The following is a 15489-nucleotide window of genomic DNA, read 5'->3' as shown; positions in this document are numbered from 1 at the left end:
GCGGCGGTCAGCGCGGTTCGTCCGCGTCAGTCGCTTCGCGACCGAACCGCCGGTACGCCCGGCGGAGCCGCTCGACGAGCCCCGGGCCGCCGATCGCGGCACCGGGTGGGCCGAGCTGGCGCAGCAGCAGTTCCGGTCCGGTGGCCAGGGTGGGCGGCCGGTCCGGCAGCGCCACCGGGGACAGCCAGAACCGGTCGACCTCGTCGTCCGGCGGGACCGCCGGCAGGCCACCCAGCACCCGCCCCGCACCGGCCACGGGCCGCGCCGCCGGCCCGGGCCCGCCGTCCGCGGCCGCGGGGACGGCCGGTCCGTCCGGGTCCGCCGCCGGGCCGCCCGGCGCGCCGCCGGGTGCGGCGGCGCCGCGCAACGTACGCAGCCGGTCGAGCAGGTCGCCCCGGGCGCGCCCGCGCCAGTGCAGGAGCTGGAACGGGTCCGCGTCGAACGCCTCGGCGAGCAGGTAGAAGGTGGCCGCCAGGTGCTTGCACGGCACCGCGAAGTCGGGACAGCCGCAGTGCTGGGCCAGCTCGCCGACGGCGCCCGGGAACAGCGGCGCGCCGGCCGCCGCGAACAACTCCTCCAGCTCGGCCGGCAGGTCACCGGCGAGCAGCCGGGCGCTGAAGAACGCCTGCCCGGCCAGCTCCGCCTCGATCCGCTCCCACACCTCGTCCGGGTAGGCGGCCAACCCGATCCGCACCGGGTACGGGTCCGGCCTTGAGCCCTGCACGCTGGCGGTGACCAACCCGGGCGCGACGTCGAGCCGGAGCACCTGGCCCCGGCGCGCGTAGGCCCGCCCCCGGGTGAGCCGGGTGCCGAGCGCGAAGGACTCCAGCACCTCCAGGAACCGCCGCGACCACCAGGAACGGCCGATGGCGCCCCGGGTGCTGCGCGCCTTCAGGCCGCCCTCGACCCGCCGGGGCGGCCCGAACTCGGCGAACCGCGACCCTCCGTCCGGTGTGGTCACTCCACCACCGCCCCGGCCTCCAGGGCGAACAGCTCGCGCAGGGTGTCGGTGGAGAGTTCGGTGACCCACTGCTCGCCGCTGCCCACCACCCGCTGGGCGAGGCTGCGCTTGTCGGCGATCATCGCGGCCACCTTCTCCTCGACCGTGCCGGCGCAGACGAACTTGCGTACCTGCACGCGGCGGCGCTGGCCGATGCGGAACGCCCGGTCGGTGGCCTGGTCCTCGACGGCCGGGTTCCACCAGCGGTCCACGTGCACCACGTGGTTGGCCGCGGTCAGGGTGAGCCCGGTGCCGCCGGCCTTGAGCGAGAGCACGAACAGCGGCGGGCCCTCCGGGGACTGGAAGCGGGTCACCATGGCGTCCCGTTCGGCCTTGCCCACGCCGCCGTGCAGGAGCAGCACCTCCCGGCCGGTACGCGCCGACAGGTGGCCGCGCAGCATCCCGCCGAACTCGGCGTACTGGGTGAAGAGCAGCGCCCTCTCCCCCGCCGCGAGCACCTCGTCGACGATCTCCTCCAGGCGTTCCAGCTTGCCGGAGCGGCCCGGCAGGGCGGAGCCGTCGTGCAGCAGTTGGGCCGGGTGGTTGCAGACCTGCTTGAGCCGGGTCATGGTGGCCAGCACCAGCCCGCGGCGCTCGATGCCGTCGCTGGACTCGATCTTCGCCATCATGTCGTCGACCACCGCCCGGTAGAGCGCCGCCTGCTCGGCCGTGAGGTTGCAGAGCACCTCCATCTCCAGCTTCTCCGGCAGGTCGGTGATGATCGACGGGTCGGTCTTGAGTCGGCGCAGCACGAACGGGCCGGTGATCCGGCGCAGCCGCTCGGCCACCTCGGCGTCGCCGTGCCGCTCGATCGGCTCGGCGAACTTCTTCTTGAACGTGGCCGCCGGCCCGAGCAGGCCCGGATTCGCGAACTGCATGATGGACCAGAGGTCGGCGAGCCGGTTCTCCACCGGGGTGCCGGTGACCGCGACCCGGTGCCGCGCCGGCAGGGACCGCACGGCCTCGGCCTGCCGGGTGGAGGCGTTCTTGATCGCCTGCGCCTCGTCCACCACCACCCGGTGCCAGTCGATCCCGGCCAGCTCGTACGCGTCCCGCGCCGCCACCGAGTAGGTGGTCAGCACCAGGTCCGCGGCGTGCACGGCGGCGGCGAACGCCTCGCCCCGGGCCCGTTCGGCGCCGTGGTGCACGTGGACCCGCAGCCGCGGGGCGAACTTCGCGGCCTCCCGCTGCCAGTTGCCGACCAGCGACATCGGACAGACCAGCAGCGTCGGCCCGGCCGCCGGCGGGTCACCGGCGAGCAGCGCGAGCAGTTGCACCGTCTTGCCGAGCCCCATGTCGTCGGCGAGGATCCCGCCCAGCCCGAGGGACTGGAGGAACGCCAGCCAGGCCAGCCCACGCCGCTGGTACGGCCGCAGCGTCCCGGCGAACCCCGACGGTGGGTCGGCCGGGGTGAGCCGCCGCTCCGCCTCCCCGGCCAGCAGCTCGCCCAGCGCGCCGTCGGCGGCCACCTCCAGCACCGGCAGCTCCCCGGCCCGGTCGGCCCCGGCCAGCCCCATCCGCAGCAGGTCCGCCACCGTCAGCTCGCCCGAGGAGCGGAGCAGCCGCAGCCCCGCTTCGAGCCGCTGCGGGTCCAGCTCGACCCAGCGACCGCGCAGCCGGACCAGCGGCGACTTCAGATCGGCCAGCGAGGCCAGCTCCTCGGCGGTCAGCGGCTGGTCGCCGAGGGCCACCTCCCAGCGGTAGTCGACCAGGGCGTCCAGCCCGAGCCCGCCGGCCGCGACGGCCACCGTGCCGGGCGCGGTCCGGCTGCGGGCCCGCAGCCGCGCGCCGAGCCGGGACGAGGAGCGCCGCCACCAGGAGGGCAGCAGCACCCCGAAGCCCGCCGCGTGCAGCACCGGCGCCCCCTCCCGGAGGAACCGGTGCGCGCCGTCCGCGTCCAGGTCCATCCCCTCCGGCGCGGCGGTGCGCAGCGCGGCGTCCAGCTCGGGCCAGAGCCGGCTGGCCCGGCCCAGCTCGGCCAGCAGGGTCTCCTGCGGGTCGACACCGCGCGCGGCCAGCGCCGGCGCGGGCCGCTGCCAGATGTGCGCCGCGTCGACCACCAGCCCCGGCTCGTCGGTCGGGTGCAGGCCGAACTCGACCCGCCAGGCACCCCCCTCGACCAGCTCGGCCACCGGGTCGGCGGCCGGCTCGACCAGCCGGAACGCGGCCCGCACCGGGCCGCCGGCGGCGTCGCCCTGCCAGGCGTCCAGCTCGGCCCGGAGCAGGTCCAGGGCGGCCGGCTCGGCGGCGAAGACCCGCTCCGGGCCGGTGAGCGCGGCCAGCCAGCCCGGCACCGGCCCGCCCGGGCGCATGCCCCGGGGCAGCCGGGTGTCGCCGAGGGCGGCCCGGGCGGCGGCGTCGACGAGCGCGTCAAGCGCATCGGCCACCAGCTCCCCGGGTTCGACGCCGCCCGCCGCGATCAAGCGGCCCGGTGCGGCCGCTGCCACGTCACCCCGAGCGGACGGGGACGGTGCGGCCGCAGGCGGGCCGTCCGCTGCTGTGGGGGCATCTGTTGTCGCCAGGGCGACAACGGACGCACCCGAATCCGGGGCGACGGGGTGCGGTTCGCGGGCCGCGCGGGCGGCCGGGGGCAGGGCGAGCGCCAACGAACGGGCCCACGCCGCGTCCGTGCCGGTGAGCAGCGGACGCCACAGCGCCGCCGCCGTCACCACGTCCGAGTCGTCGACCACGCGCAGTCGGCCACCGTCGGCGCGGACCGCGTCGACACCGGGAGCAGCGACAGCCGGCAGGACGCGGCCGCGGGTGACCAGGTCGGCGGCGAAGTCGGCCAGCTCGGCCAGGTGGCGCAGGCTCGCCCCCGGCACCGCCTCCGCCGGTTCCAGCGCCCGGAGCAGGGCGAACGCGGCGTCCGGGGCGTACACCAGGGCGGGGACCCGCCAGCCGGCGCGGGTGACCGGGCCGCGGGCCGGTTCCCCGACGGCGGTCCGGACCAGTTCGGGTGAGTCGATCGGGGAGCCGGCCCGGGTGGGCAGGTCGAGCAGCACGGAGGCGGGCGCGCCCGGCGGGCCGCCGAGCGCGGCGGCCAGGGCGGCGTGGTCGGCGGCGAAGGGGTGCGGCCGCTCGCGGGGGGCGCGGCCGGGCCGGCGGGGCGCGCGGGCCGGCAGCCTGCTGTCCTCGGCCCAGAGGGCGAGCCCGCGGCCGGACAGCCACAACCCGTGGATGACCAGCACGCACTCCCCCTCGACGACGCCCGGGGCCAGGATAGGCGGCCGGCGCGGACTAGTGTCGGCGCCATGGTCGATCTGCTCGTGATCGGCGGGTTGGGCGTGGACATCCGCGCCCAGGTGCCCGCCCTCCCCCTGCCGGCCGCCGACTCGCTGGCGGTGCCCCCGATCGAGTTGCGGATCGGCAACACCGGGGCCGGGGTGGCACTCGCGGCGCACGCCCTCGGCCTGCGGGTGGCGCTTGTCGACGTGCTCGGCGCGGACCCGGCCGGCGACGTGGTCCGGGCGGCCCTGGCCCGCACCTCGGTACGCGCCGTGCTGGCCGACGCGCCGGCCGGCACCCGCCGCTCGGTGAACATGGTCGACCCGACGGGCCGGCGGATGTCGCTCTACGACCCGCGTCCCTGGTCGGGCCCGGCGCCGTTCGCCGAGGCCGAGCTGGCCGGGCTGGTCCGCGAGGCGGGACACGTGCACGTGTCGATCATGGATTGGGCCCGGGACGCGCTGCCGGCGCTGCGGGCCGCCCTCGGCGCCGGGGTGTCCCTCTCCACGGATCTGCACGACTGGGACGGCGAGAACGACTACCACCGGCCCTTCGCCGACGCGGCCGACCTGGTCTTCGTCAGCGACGTCCGGCTGGGCGACCGGGCCGGGAAGGTGGCGGCCGGGCTGGCGCCGCGGACGGTGCTGGTGACCGGCGGGGCGGCCGGCGCGACCCTGCACGGCCCGGACACCCCGCCCGTGCACGTGCCGGCGACCACCCCGCCGGCGCCCGTGGTCGACACCAACGGCGCGGGCGACGCGTTCGCGGCCGGCCTGATCGCCGCCCGGCTGCGCGGCGCCACTCCGCTCGACGCGGCCCGGTACGCCGCCCGGGTGGCCGCGGCCGCCTGCACCCACGACGGCATGGAGTATCCGGCCGGGCTGCTGCCCCGGGACTGAGGCCGGTCAGATCGCCCCGGTCTCGCCGTCGGTCAGCTCGCGCAGGATGTCGGCGTGCCCGGCGTGCCGGGCGGTCTCCTCGACGAGGTGCACCAGCACCCAGCGCAGCGACACCTCGCCGAGCTGCGGGTGGGGCACCACGTGGTCGAGGTCGAAACGGGCCGCGACGGCCCGGGACCGGGCGCAGGCGGCCCGGTAGGCCGCGGCCAGGCCGTCGAGGGTCTCGCCCGGGTCGAGGGTGAAGCTGGCCTCGGCGTCGGCCTCGCTGGTGAGGTAGACGTCGCCCGGCCCGGGTGCGAACAGGCAGGGCAGCCAGTTCCGCTCCACCAGGGCCAGGTGTTTGAGCAGCCCGGCGAGGGTGGTGCGGGAGGGCACCAGGCGGCGGGTCGCCTCGGCGTCGGAGAGGCGGCTCGCCTTGCGCAGCACGGTGGCCCGGTGGAAGTCGAGGAACGATTCGAGGATGGCCCGCTCGTCGCCCGTGCGGGCGAGGACCGGACCGAGGGTGGGGTCGATCGCGGGTTCCGCCATCCCCGGACCCTAGTCCCCGGGCCCGCCGGCCCGCTGCCCCTCATCCCGCTGCGGGCCGACGATCGGCGCGGCAGGATGGGCGCATGGCATCCACGATGCAGATCCCTCTGGTCGGCGGCACGGCCGACGGCGAGACCGTCACCGTCGAGCTGGACAGCAACGGCCGCCCGCCGCTGACCCACCACCACATCGGGCCGGAGGGGCTGGCGCACGCGCAGATCTACGAGCTGCAGTCGGACGACGAGCACGCGCGCGAGTGGGTGTACACGTTCCGGGGTCCGGCGGCCTGACGCCGCTCAGGCGTTGGCCGCGCTCAGCGTCCGCGACCGGACGCTCTCCAGCACCCCGCGGGTGACCTGGGAGGTGCCGCGGGCCTGCTCGCACACGGCGGCCACCCGGCGGGCGGTCTCGTCGGCGCGCTGGTCGCGCTCGTCCCACAACCGGTCCACCTCGGCCAGCAGCGGGCCCTCGACCTCACGCTCCACGCCGCGCAGCGCCGGCACCCCGAGCCGCTGGGCCAGGTCGAAGACCTTTCCGGCGTACGGCAGGGGCAGGAACGGGGTGCCCATCATGGCCGCGAAGATCAGGAAGTGCAGGCGCATGCCGACCGCGAGGTCGAAGTGCTTCATGAGCCCGAGCACCTGCCGGGGCGAGTAGTCGTTGTGCAGGATCCGCCCCCGTTCGGCGGCGATCATGTGCGACATCACGCCGTGGGAGTGCCGGATGTCGTCGCGTTCCATGGGCACGAAGAGCACGTACGCGTCGATCCGGTGCACCAGGAAGTCGCTGATCTGGGCGAGCAGCCGGTGGTAGCCGTCGACGTCGAGGCGTTCGGCCGCCCGGCCCGGTTCGCGGACGCTCAGCCCGACCAGCTGCTTGCCGGCCGGCACGCCCTCCTCGCGCAGCCAGCTCTCCGGGAAGTCCTCCGGGGTGAGCAGGAACGCCGGGTCGGCGGTGACGGTGATCGGGTTCAGCAGCCCGGCCTCCTCCAGCACCATCCGGGACTCCTGGTCGCGCACGGTCACCTCGGTGGCCTGGCCCAGGGTCTCCCGCACCATCCCGGTGTCCACGCCTTCGCTGAGCGGGCCGACCCCGACCGCGTACGTGAGCAGCGGCAGCCCGCGCTCCTGGGCGACCCGGACGACCCGCAGGTAGCGCCGGGCCTCCTTGTCGTAGAGGATCCCGCCGCCGCCGAGGACGAGCAGGTCGAGCTGGGCCAGGACCGCCGACGAGTCGACCCGGCTGACGCCCTCCCAGGGCACCGCCTCCACGTCCGGGTGGGCCAGCGCGGTGTGCGCCGGGTTCCGGGAGAAGACGATGATCCGGGCGTTGGGCTCCTGGTGGCGCAGGTCGGCCAGGAGGCCGGTGAGGATCGCCTCGTCACCGAGGTTCCGACCGCCGTACGAGCCGAGCACACCGATGGTCAGTCCGGCGCCATCCGTCATCGTCGCTCCTCCCCAGGTGCGTCCCGGTGGGCGTTCCCGCTGGCCGCCGCGACATGCCTGGGGCAAGCGCCGGTCAGCCGGTGACGCCACCGACCAGACGGGAGACCAGGGCGGAGACCACCTGGTCGGCGTCGAACCCGGCGTCGATCGAGGTGGTGAGCAGGTCGAGCAGGAGTCCGTCGACGGCGTAGTGCAGCAGCGCGATCTCGAAGGCGCCGCCGGGCAGCCCGGCGGCGACGTGGAAGGCGACGTCGTCGGCGTACCCCCGGCGCAGCACGCCGCCGAGCGCGGCCCGCAGTTCGGGGCGGCGGGACGCCTCCAGCCGCAGCTCGAACAGGGCGCGGGTGAGGTCGGGCTCGCGGGTGGTCCGCTCGACGATGTAGCGCAGGTAGTCGGTGACCAGCGCGAGGGAGGGCTCGCGCCCGCCGAGGTCGGCCAGCACCGCCGGGTCGGGCGCGATCCGGTCGAAGATCCGTTCGGCCAGCCCGGCGAGCAGCGCCGCCCGGGACGGGAAGTAGTTGGAGGCGGTGCCGGTGGGCACGCCGGCCTCGGCGTCCACCGCCCGGTGGGTCAGGCCGCGCGCGCCGGCGGCGGCGAGCACCCGCAGCCCGGCGTCGGCGAGCAGGGTACGGCGTTCCGGATTCCTGGCCATGCCAGCACCCTAGCAACAACCACGACAGATGCTGTACATTCTCATCGCACCACGACAGCCGTCGTGGTTGATCCCGGACATCGGAGTCGGTTTGCGCAAGCTCGTGTACTACGTCGCCAGCACCCTCGACGGCTTCATCGCCGCCCCCGACGGGTCCTACGACTTCCTCCCGCTGGAGCCGGACGTGGCGGCCCACCTGACCGCCGAGTGGCCCCAGACCTTCCCCACGTTCACCCACGCGCAGTTCGGCATCGCCTCGCCGCCGGCCGGCCGCTTCGACGCCCTGCTCATGGGCCGGGCCACCTACGACCCGGCGCTGAAGCTCGGCGTGACCAGCCCGTACGCCCACCTCAGGCAGTACGTCTTCGCCCGCTCCCTGCCCCCGTCCGACGACCCGCAGGTGGAGATCGTCGACGCCGACCCGGTGGCCTTCGTCCGCGACCTGAAGGGACGGCCCGGCGGCGACATCTGGCTCTGCGGCGGCGGGCAGCTCGCCGGCCAGCTCCTCGACGAGGTCGACGAGCTGGTGGTCAAGCTGCACCCGATCGTGGCCGGCAGCGGCATCCCGCTGGCCGACCGGGGTTTCACGCCGACCCGGTTCACCCTGGTCGACACCCGGCCGTTCGACAGCGGTCTCGTGGTGCTCCGCTACACCGCCGGGGCGCGGTAATCGGGTTGCCGCGGCCGGACGGGGTCGCGCACGGTGGGTCGGTGACCAGCCTGACGAAGAGCCGGATCCGCTGGGCCGACCTGCCCGCGTCCGTCCGCGCCGCGGTCGAGGAGATCCTCGGCGACCGGGTGGTGGCGGCGGAGTCGCAGCACGGCGGCTTCTCCCCCGGCACCGCCGACCGCGTCCGCACCGCCGGTGGCGGGCGGGCCTTCGTGAAGGCGGTCAGCCCGGCGCAGAACGACCGCAGCCCCGCGCTGCACCGCGCCGAGGCACGCGTCGCCGCCGCCCTGCCGCCCGCGACGCCGGCACCCCGGCTGCTCGGCAGCCACGACGACGGGGACTGGATCGCGCTGGTCTTCAGCGACGTCGAGGGCCGGCACCCGGCCACCCCGTGGGAGGCCGGCGAGCTGGCCGCCGTGCTGTCCACCCTGGAGGCGATGGCCGCGGTCCTCACCCCCGCGCCCGGCGCGGTGGTCACCACCGCGGCCGAGCAACTGGGGCACGACTTCGGCGGCTGGCGGCGGATCGCCGCGGACCCACCGACCGACCTGGACGGTTGGGCGCGGGCCCGGCTCACCGAGCTGTGCGCGGCCGCCGACCGGGGGCTGGCCGCGCTGGCCGGCGACACCCTCTGCCACGTCGACGTCCGGGCCGACAACCTGCTCATCGGTCCGGACGGCGGCGTCACCGTGGTCGACTGGCCGTGGGCCTGCCGCGGGCCGGCCTGGCTGGACAGCCTGCTGACCCTGGTCAACGTGCAGGTGCACGGCGGCCACGACCCGGACGACCTGCTGGCCGCCCTGCCGCTCACCGCCGGGGTGGACCCGGCCGACCTGACCGGGGTGCTGGCCGGGTTCACCGGGTTCTTCCTCGACGGCGCCCGCCAGCCGCCGCCGCCCGGCATCCCGACGGTCCGGGCGTTCCAGCGGTTGCAGGGCGACGCGCTGCTCCCCTGGCTGGCCCGCCGCCTGGGCTGACGACCGGCGGCCGCACCCGCGGGACTGTCCGGCCGGTTCGTGACCCGGGGGGCGTACCGGCGGGGCGTGGTCGAATGACCGCCTCAACCATCCGGCGGGCGGACCGCGTTCTCAGGGGCGAGGGGGTGGGCATGTCGGAGACGTTCCACGAGTTCGTGGTGCAGCGGTCGCCCGCGCTGTCGCGGACCGCGTACCTGCTGACCGGGGACCACCAGCACGCCGAGGACCTGTTGCAGAGCGCGCTGGCCCGGACGTACCGGCACTGGCGGCGGATCCGCGACGGGGACCCGGAGGCGTACGTGCGCCGGGTCATGTACCACCAGCAGGTCTCGTGGTGGCGCCGGAGGCGGGTGGCGGAACGGCTGGACGCCACGCCGGTCGAGCGGGGCGGCGGCGACCACACCGAGAACACCGCGCTGCGGCTCAGCGTGGTGGCCGCGCTGCGCCGGCTCACCGCCCGGCAACGGGCCGTGGTGGTGCTCCGCTACTACGAGGACCTCACCGAGGCGCAGGTGGCCGAGGTGCTCGGCTGCTCGGTGGGCACGGTGAAGCGGCACGGGCACGACGCCGTGCGCCGGCTCCGGGACCTCGTCCCCGACCTGTGGGAGCGGACGCCGGAGAGGAGCGGGCGATGAGCGTACGGCTGCGGGAGGCGCTGCGGGAGGCGGCGGCCGAGGTGCCCGCGTACCCGGTGCACGAGCGCGCGGTGCGCACCGCGCGGCGCACCCGGAGGCGGATGGCGGCGGCGGTCGCGGCGGTGCTGGTGCTGGTGGCGCTGGTGCCGGTGGCGGTACGCGGTGACGGCCGGCCCGGCGTCGCGCCGGCCGGCGCGGGCGGCCCGGCGCTGCCCGACCGGATCGGGCTGCCCGGGTTCGGGGCGTTGCGCGCCACCGACCGGCCCCGGCTCGGCCCCGCGTCGGTCGTGTTCAGCGGGCAGGCGCGCGGCCTCACCGGGCTGATCGACGAGGACGGCACGGTCGGCATCGTCGCGGCCGACGCCGACCGCTACCGGACGTGGACGGTCGGCCACGAGGCGCCGGCCGGCGAGCAGGTGCTGCTCTCCCCCGACGGTCGGCGGATCGCCGTGCCGGCCGGGTCCGGCGAGCACCCCCGGGTCGACCTGGTGGACCTGGTGGACGGGACGGTCCGGCGGCTGCCCAGCCCACGGCCGGGCAGCACCCTGACCGAGCCGGCCGGCTGGGCGCCGGACGGGACCGCGCTGGTGGTCCGGGACACCACGCCGACCAATCCGGAGGGCAGCGCCTACGCCAACACGCTCAGCCTGGTGCGGCTCGACACCGGCCGGGCGGTACGCCTGCTGGAGACCGACCAACTGCCGATCTTCGGCACCCCGGTCGCGTTCACCGCTGACGGGTCCCGGCTGGCCCTCCAGGTCGGCGACAAGGTGCTCGTGACCGGCACCGACGGGCAGAGCATCACCTCCTTCCCCCTGCCACCGGAGAGCGGGCTGGCCGGCAAGGGGGCCTGGCTGCCGGACGGGATGCTGGCCCTGGTAAGCCGCGACCCCGGCACCACCCGGTGGCGGCTGCGCCGGGTCGACCCGGCCACGGGCCGGGACCTCGGCGTGCTGGCGCTGCCCGCGGTCGACGGCGTCACCACCATCCGGCTGCTGGGCTGGTGGCCGGACGGCTCCGCGCTGGTGGTCGGCTACCGGCCCGATCCGCACTCGCCGGAGCGCTTCGACGGTCCCGTCGACATGGACCAGCGGACCGTGTATCCCAACGTGCAGACGGTCCGCGTGCTGGGCCTGACGCCGGGGGCCGTCGCACCGAACACGCTGCTCACCGCCCCGGACCAGGTGCTCGCCATCGACGTGGCGGACGCCGTGGTGCGCGCCGGCCGGGTCCGCGCGGCGGACCCACCGGCCGGCCCGGGCGGCCGGTTCTGGTGGGCGGCCGGGGCGGCGGCGCTGGTGCTGGGCGGCCTGCTGGCCAGGCGGCTGCTCCGGCGGGGACGCGCGCTCCGGCTCACCCGGGGGCGCGCACCTCGTGGGTGAGGAAGGGCAGCACCGCCGCCGGCAGGGCGGGTGAGCCCACGATGTCGTAGTGGGTCAGCCCGGGCAGCACGGCCAGCCGGGACGCGGGCCGGTCGGTGCCGTCCCCGCCGGCGTCCCGGTGGCCGCCGCCGAGCAGCCCGAAGAACTCGGCCACGTGGTGGACCGGGATCGAGTCGGCGTCGGCGAAGACCAGCAGGACCGGCATGGGCAGGGCGGCCACCTCGGCCGACCAGTCGTACTCGCGGCGCAGCAGCTCACCGGTCCTGGCCCAGAGCGACGGCCAGTCCTGCGGGCGGGGCGCGACCCGCTCGTAGAGCTGGTGCGGCGGGGTGCCGCGCATCCGCTCGGCGACCCGTTCGTCCTGGGCGGCCATCGCGGCCAGCACCTCCGGGTACCAGCCCTGCCGGCGGCACGGGGTGGAGACCAGCACGAGGCGGCGGACCAGGTCGGGGTGCTGGATGGCGGCGCGCAGCGCCACCCCGCCGCCGAGGGAGTAGCCGAGCACGTCGGCCGCCGGAAGGTCGAGGTGGCGCAGCAGCGCGGCGACGTCCTCGGCCATCGACTCGTAGCGCAGCGACCGGTCCACGTCGGCGGTGCGGCCGTGCCCCTGGAGGTCGACGGCGACGACCTGCCGGCGCGCGGCGAGGTCGGGCAGGACGGGCGCGAACATCTCCGTCGAGCCGTAGCCGCCGTGCAGCAGGACGAGCGGGCGGCCGGCGCCGTGGACCTCGTACCAGAGCCGCACCCCGTTGACGTCCGCGTAACTCACACCCGTTCAACGACGGTCCGCCCGGCGGCGGGTCGCCCCACCGCCGGGCCGGTCCGTTCGGCGTTACTCGGCGACGTACCGGTGCAGCAGGCCCTCGTCACTGTCGACGGTGCCGTCGCGGCGCAGGCCGGCCTTCTCCAGCACCCGCACGGACGGCACGTTGGCCGGATCGACCGTGGCGTAGACGAGCGTCACCCCGGGCAGCGCGCGGGCGTGGGCCACCAGGGCGCGGACCGCCTCGGTGGTGTAGCCCTGGCAGCGCCGCGACGGGACGATCCCGTAGCCGAACTCGACCGCGCCGTCGGTGGGGGGCCACTTCAGCCCGATGCCGCCCACGGTGAGGCCGGTCTCCCGTTCGATCATGAGCCGGTGGCCGTGGGGCTGCCCGGGTCGGCCGGCGAGGATCCCGGCGATCACCCGCTCGCCGTCGGCGGGAAAGTCCGCCGCCCAGTGCGGGCGCCGCTCGCCGGCGACGACAGCGGCGGCCTCCTCGGCCGGCCAGGGGCGCAGCACGAGTCGTTCGGTGGTCAGGTCAGAGATGAACAACGCGATTCTCCAAGGTCGTGGAGTGACCCGGGTCGCGGTGAGTCTCAGTCAGGTGGCGCGACCCGGAAAAAGGCATGGCAGGGGAAGCTCATGGCAATCCATGGCCTCATCCCCCTGCGCCCACGACGGTCGCGTGTCCGCGCGACGGCACTCTAACCCATGATCCGGATACGCCGCGCCCCCGTTACCTCGGGCCAACGGGTAACGGGGGCGCGGCGCAGGTCGGTCAGCTGACGCCGGTGACGGCCTTGACCAGGTTGATGCCGAAGTAGATCACGAACGCGACGGCCACCGCCCACATCAGCGGGTGGATCTGCCGGGCCTTGCCCTGGGCCACCCGGATCGCCACCCAGCTCACGAAGCCGGCGCCGATGCCGTTGGTGATCGAGTAGGTGAACGGCATGAGGGTCATGGTCAGGAAGGCCGGGACGGCGACGCCCACGTCGGTGAAGTCGATGTCCTTGACCTGGCGGATCATGAGCGCGCCGACCACCACGAGCGCCGGGCCGGCGGCCTCGCTCGGCACCAGCGACACCAGCGGGGTGAGCAGCAGCGCACCCAGGAAGAGCACGCCGGTGACCACGCTGGTCAGGCCGGTCCGCCCGCCGTCCGCGATGCCCGAGGAGGACTCGACGTACGTGGTGGCCGAGGAGGCGCTGCCCGCGCCGCCCGCGACCGCCGCGACGCCGTCCACGAAGAGCACCTTGCCCAGCCGCGGCATGTCGGTGCCGTCCTCGGTGGTCAGGTTCGCCTGCTTGGCCAGGCCGACCGTGGTGCCCATGACGTCGAAGAAGTCGGCCAGCACCAGGGTGAACACCAGCAGCAGCGCGGTCACCAGGCCGACGTGGGCGAACGCGCCGAACGACACGTTGCCGACCAGGTGCAGGTCGGGCGTCTGGAACAGCGGGTCCGGCAGGGTCGGCACGTTGAGCCGCCACCCGTCCGGGTTGGGCTTGCCGTCGACGAGGGCCGGGCCGGGCTTGGCGAACGCGTTGACGGCCACGGCGACGACCGTGGTGACCACGATGCCGATGAGGACGCCGGCCTTCACCTTGCGGGCGACCAGGATGCCGGTGACCAGCAGGCCGACCAGGAAGACGACCGTGGGCCAGCCGTGCAGGGTGCCGTTGCTGCCCGAGCCGAGCTGCAGCGGCACGCCGGTGCCGGCCCGGACCAGACCGCCGTCGACGAAGCCGATCAGCGCGATGAACAGGCCGATGCCGGCCGCGATGGCCGCCTTCAGCTCGGCCGGGATGGCCCGGAAGACGGCCTTCCGGAAGCCGGTGAGCACCAGCACGGTGATGATCAGACCCTCGATGACGACCAGGCCCATGGCCTCGGCCCAGCTCATCTGGGACGCGACCGCGTACGCCACGAAGGCGTTCAGCCCGAGGCCGGTGGCCACGGCGAACGGCACCCGGCCGACGACGCCCATCATGATCGTCATGACCGCGGCGACCAGGGCCGTGACCCCGGCGACCGGCGCGATGCCGAGGAGGTTGCCGTCCTTGTCCGGCGCGGTGCCGATGATCAGCGGGTTGAGCACGACGATGTAGGCCATCGTGGCGAAGGTGGTGATCCCGGCGAGCACCTCGCGCCTGACCGTCGAGCCCCGGCGGGTGATCTCGAAGAATCGGTCGAGGCGGCTCTGCGCGGCGGGTTCCGCCGGCTCCACCGGGACAGCAGGATCCTGCGTAGACACGCTCATGGCGTGGCCTTACTCCGTTCCGGGTTGGCCCAGCCGGTCGCGCCGGCCGGGCGGTGGGGGTGCAGCAGTCCCGTTTCGGTTGGCCCGGAGAACGTCGGGACGGCTGGGCTCCACGGGTCCCGTGAAGCACTACGAAGCCGCGCCCGGGTTCCGGGAAGCGACTTCGCGACGCCCACCTTAACCGCCGGGTAACGGCGGATGACCTGCCCCGACGCGGGGAACCGGCGCGCAGGTGGGCAAGGTCACGTCCGGGCCCGGTGCCGGGCGACCCATTCGGCGTTGAGCGCGTCGGCCTGACGGGCGTGCCGGGGCCGGACCGGCACCCCGGCCGACGGCAGCCCGAGCGCGTCGAGGACGCCCCGGGTGACCCCGGCCGGGTCGGCCGCCAGGTCCTCGTAGCGCACCCGGTGCGGGGTGATCCCGTACCGGGCGAACCAGGTGTCCCAGGCCGCCTGGTGCTCGGCGATCGTGCGCAGCAGCGCGTCGATGCCGTCCGGGTCGTAGCGGGGCTCGCCGGTGGCCGGGCCGGCGGCGTCGACGGCGTCCGGAGCGGTGTCGGTCCACCGGCCGGTCTGCTCGGCGCGCAGCCAGGAGACCGCCTGCGCCAGCACGTCGTCACGGCGCAGGTGCACGAAAGCGGTCCGGCCGAACGCCCGGCGCAGCAGCGCGCCGTCCGCGCCGGCCAGCTCCGGATGCCCGGCGGCCAGCCCCTCGACCAGCCGGTCCAGCGTCCCCCACATCAGCTTCGCCCCGAACACGCCGTTGCCGGTCCGGCCGGCCGCCAGCGCCGCCCGGACGTAGTCGCGGTAGTGCCACTCCCCGGCCGGCAGGCCCCAGCGACCGGCCCAGAGCGGCTCGTCCGGCACCCGGAAGTACGCCTCCGGCCGACCGGCCACCCCGGTGGAGGCCAGCAGCCCGCAGAGCAGCGAACTGCCCGTCCGCGGCACCGCACAGACGAAGTACGCGTCGACGCCGGTCACTCCCCGAGCCAATCGGAGCGGCCCGGTCCGGGCAACCCGATATCCGGACGACCACCGCGACGGTGTCGAA

At 75.6% G+C, this 15489-nt stretch carries 15 protein-coding genes; 6 read left to right on the top strand and 9 right to left on the bottom strand.

Annotated elements, in window-relative coordinates; translation table 11 throughout:
* Positions 1-7: 7 nt before the first annotated feature.
* The gene (locus NLX85_RS21870) at positions 8-961 is read right to left on the bottom strand and encodes an SWIM zinc finger family protein (RefSeq protein WP_254338003.1); all 954 of its coding nucleotides are present in this window, start codon (positions 959-961) and stop codon (positions 8-10) included.
* Entirely contained in the window at positions 958-4191 is a 3234-nt protein-coding gene (locus NLX85_RS21865; protein WP_254338001.1) for a DEAD/DEAH box helicase, read from the bottom strand. The genes NLX85_RS21870 and NLX85_RS21865 overlap by 4 nt, the downstream gene beginning before the upstream one ends.
* A gap of 63 nt (positions 4192-4254) precedes the next feature.
* On the opposite strand from NLX85_RS21865, the gene NLX85_RS21860 reads away from it, so the two are divergent.
* A complete protein-coding gene (locus NLX85_RS21860; RefSeq protein WP_254337999.1) occupies positions 4255-5127 on the top strand; it encodes a carbohydrate kinase family protein in 873 nt (290 codons plus the stop codon).
* A 6-nt stretch (positions 5128-5133) separates the two neighbouring features.
* On the opposite strand, the gene NLX85_RS21855 is transcribed toward NLX85_RS21860, so the two are convergent.
* Positions 5134-5655: a DinB family protein gene (locus tag NLX85_RS21855; RefSeq protein WP_254337997.1), complete on the bottom strand. Its 522-nt coding sequence runs from the start codon at positions 5653-5655 to the stop codon at positions 5134-5136.
* Between the two features lie 83 nt (positions 5656-5738).
* Between NLX85_RS21855 and NLX85_RS21850 the strand changes: the two genes are divergently transcribed.
* The gene (locus NLX85_RS21850) at positions 5739-5945 is read left to right on the top strand and encodes a hypothetical protein (protein ID WP_254337995.1); all 207 of its coding nucleotides are present in this window, start codon (positions 5739-5741) and stop codon (positions 5943-5945) included.
* 6 nt (positions 5946-5951) lie between these two features.
* Here the strand turns inward: NLX85_RS21850 and NLX85_RS21845 are convergent, their stop codons facing one another.
* Positions 5952-7100 carry a polysaccharide pyruvyl transferase family protein gene (locus NLX85_RS21845; RefSeq protein WP_254337994.1) on the bottom strand — a complete coding sequence of 383 codons (1149 nt, stop codon included), beginning with the start codon at positions 7098-7100 and terminating at the stop codon, positions 5952-5954.
* Positions 7101-7173: 73 nt separating this feature from the next.
* The gene (locus tag NLX85_RS21840) at positions 7174-7752 is read right to left on the bottom strand and encodes a TetR/AcrR family transcriptional regulator (protein ID WP_254337992.1); all 579 of its coding nucleotides are present in this window, start codon (positions 7750-7752) and stop codon (positions 7174-7176) included.
* A gap of 91 nt (positions 7753-7843) precedes the next feature.
* Between NLX85_RS21840 and NLX85_RS21835 the strand changes: the two genes are divergently transcribed.
* The 4 genes from NLX85_RS21835 (at position 7844) to NLX85_RS21820 (ending at position 11416) form a co-directional block, all read left to right on the top strand.
* The gene (locus tag NLX85_RS21835; RefSeq protein ID WP_254337990.1) at positions 7844-8422 is read left to right on the top strand and encodes a dihydrofolate reductase family protein; all 579 of its coding nucleotides are present in this window, start codon (positions 7844-7846) and stop codon (positions 8420-8422) included.
* A 41-nt stretch (positions 8423-8463) separates the two neighbouring features.
* Positions 8464-9399: a phosphotransferase gene (locus tag NLX85_RS21830; RefSeq protein WP_254337988.1), complete on the top strand. Its 936-nt coding sequence runs from the start codon at positions 8464-8466 to the stop codon at positions 9397-9399.
* A 131-nt stretch (positions 9400-9530) separates the two neighbouring features.
* The gene (locus NLX85_RS21825) at positions 9531-10034 is read left to right on the top strand and encodes a SigE family RNA polymerase sigma factor (protein WP_091319787.1); all 504 of its coding nucleotides are present in this window, start codon (positions 9531-9533) and stop codon (positions 10032-10034) included.
* Entirely contained in the window at positions 10031-11416 is a 1386-nt protein-coding gene (locus NLX85_RS21820) for a WD40 repeat domain-containing protein (RefSeq protein ID WP_254337986.1), read from the top strand. Before NLX85_RS21825 ends, NLX85_RS21820 begins: the two co-directional genes overlap by 4 nt.
* On the opposite strand, the gene NLX85_RS21815 is transcribed toward NLX85_RS21820, so the two are convergent.
* From NLX85_RS21815 to NLX85_RS21800, 4 genes are all read right to left on the bottom strand, one after another.
* Positions 11388-12185 carry an alpha/beta fold hydrolase gene (locus NLX85_RS21815; RefSeq protein WP_254337984.1) on the bottom strand — a complete coding sequence of 266 codons (798 nt, stop codon included), beginning with the start codon at positions 12183-12185 and terminating at the stop codon, positions 11388-11390. The two genes, NLX85_RS21820 and NLX85_RS21815, sit on opposite strands and share 29 nt — an antisense overlap.
* 63 nt (positions 12186-12248) lie before the next feature.
* Positions 12249-12731 carry a GNAT family N-acetyltransferase gene (locus NLX85_RS21810; RefSeq protein ID WP_254337982.1) on the bottom strand — a complete coding sequence of 161 codons (483 nt, stop codon included), beginning with the start codon at positions 12729-12731 and terminating at the stop codon, positions 12249-12251.
* Positions 12732-12957: 226 nt separating this feature from the next.
* The gene (locus tag NLX85_RS21805; protein WP_254337981.1) at positions 12958-14439 is read right to left on the bottom strand and encodes an NCS2 family permease; all 1482 of its coding nucleotides are present in this window, start codon (positions 14437-14439) and stop codon (positions 12958-12960) included.
* A gap of 242 nt (positions 14440-14681) precedes the next feature.
* Positions 14682-15419: a Stf0 family sulfotransferase gene (locus NLX85_RS21800; RefSeq protein ID WP_254337980.1), complete on the bottom strand. Its 738-nt coding sequence runs from the start codon at positions 15417-15419 to the stop codon at positions 14682-14684.
* Positions 15420-15489: the final 70 nt, after the last annotated feature.

The organism is Micromonospora sp. A3M-1-15, assembly GCF_024213425.1.
Classification (GTDB): domain Bacteria; phylum Actinomycetota; class Actinomycetes; order Mycobacteriales; family Micromonosporaceae; genus Micromonospora; species Micromonospora chersina.
Note: the sequence above shows the minus strand (reverse complement) of the source record. Positions and strands in the feature narration are given on the sequence as shown.

Excerpts from the sequence above, each read along its gene's own strand:
- NLX85_RS21860 (WP_254337999.1), top strand. The coding sequence starts at position 4,255 with ATGGTCGATCTGCTCGTGATCGGCGGGTTGGGCGTGGACATCCGCGCC.
- NLX85_RS21855 (WP_254337997.1), bottom strand. The coding sequence starts at position 5,655 with ATGGCGGAACCCGCGATCGACCCCACCCTCGGTCCGGTCCTCGCCCGC.
- NLX85_RS21850 (WP_254337995.1), top strand. The coding sequence starts at position 5,739 with ATGGCATCCACGATGCAGATCCCTCTGGTCGGCGGCACGGCCGACGGC.
- NLX85_RS21845 (WP_254337994.1), bottom strand. The coding sequence starts at position 7,100 with ATGACGGATGGCGCCGGACTGACCATCGGTGTGCTCGGCTCGTACGGC.
- NLX85_RS21840 (WP_254337992.1), bottom strand. The coding sequence starts at position 7,752 with ATGGCCAGGAATCCGGAACGCCGTACCCTGCTCGCCGACGCCGGGCTG.
- NLX85_RS21825 (WP_091319787.1), top strand. The coding sequence starts at position 9,531 with ATGTCGGAGACGTTCCACGAGTTCGTGGTGCAGCGGTCGCCCGCGCTG.
- NLX85_RS21820 (WP_254337986.1), top strand. The coding sequence starts at position 10,031 with ATGAGCGTACGGCTGCGGGAGGCGCTGCGGGAGGCGGCGGCCGAGGTG.
- NLX85_RS21805 (WP_254337981.1), bottom strand. The coding sequence starts at position 14,439 with ATGAGCGTGTCTACGCAGGATCCTGCTGTCCCGGTGGAGCCGGCGGAA.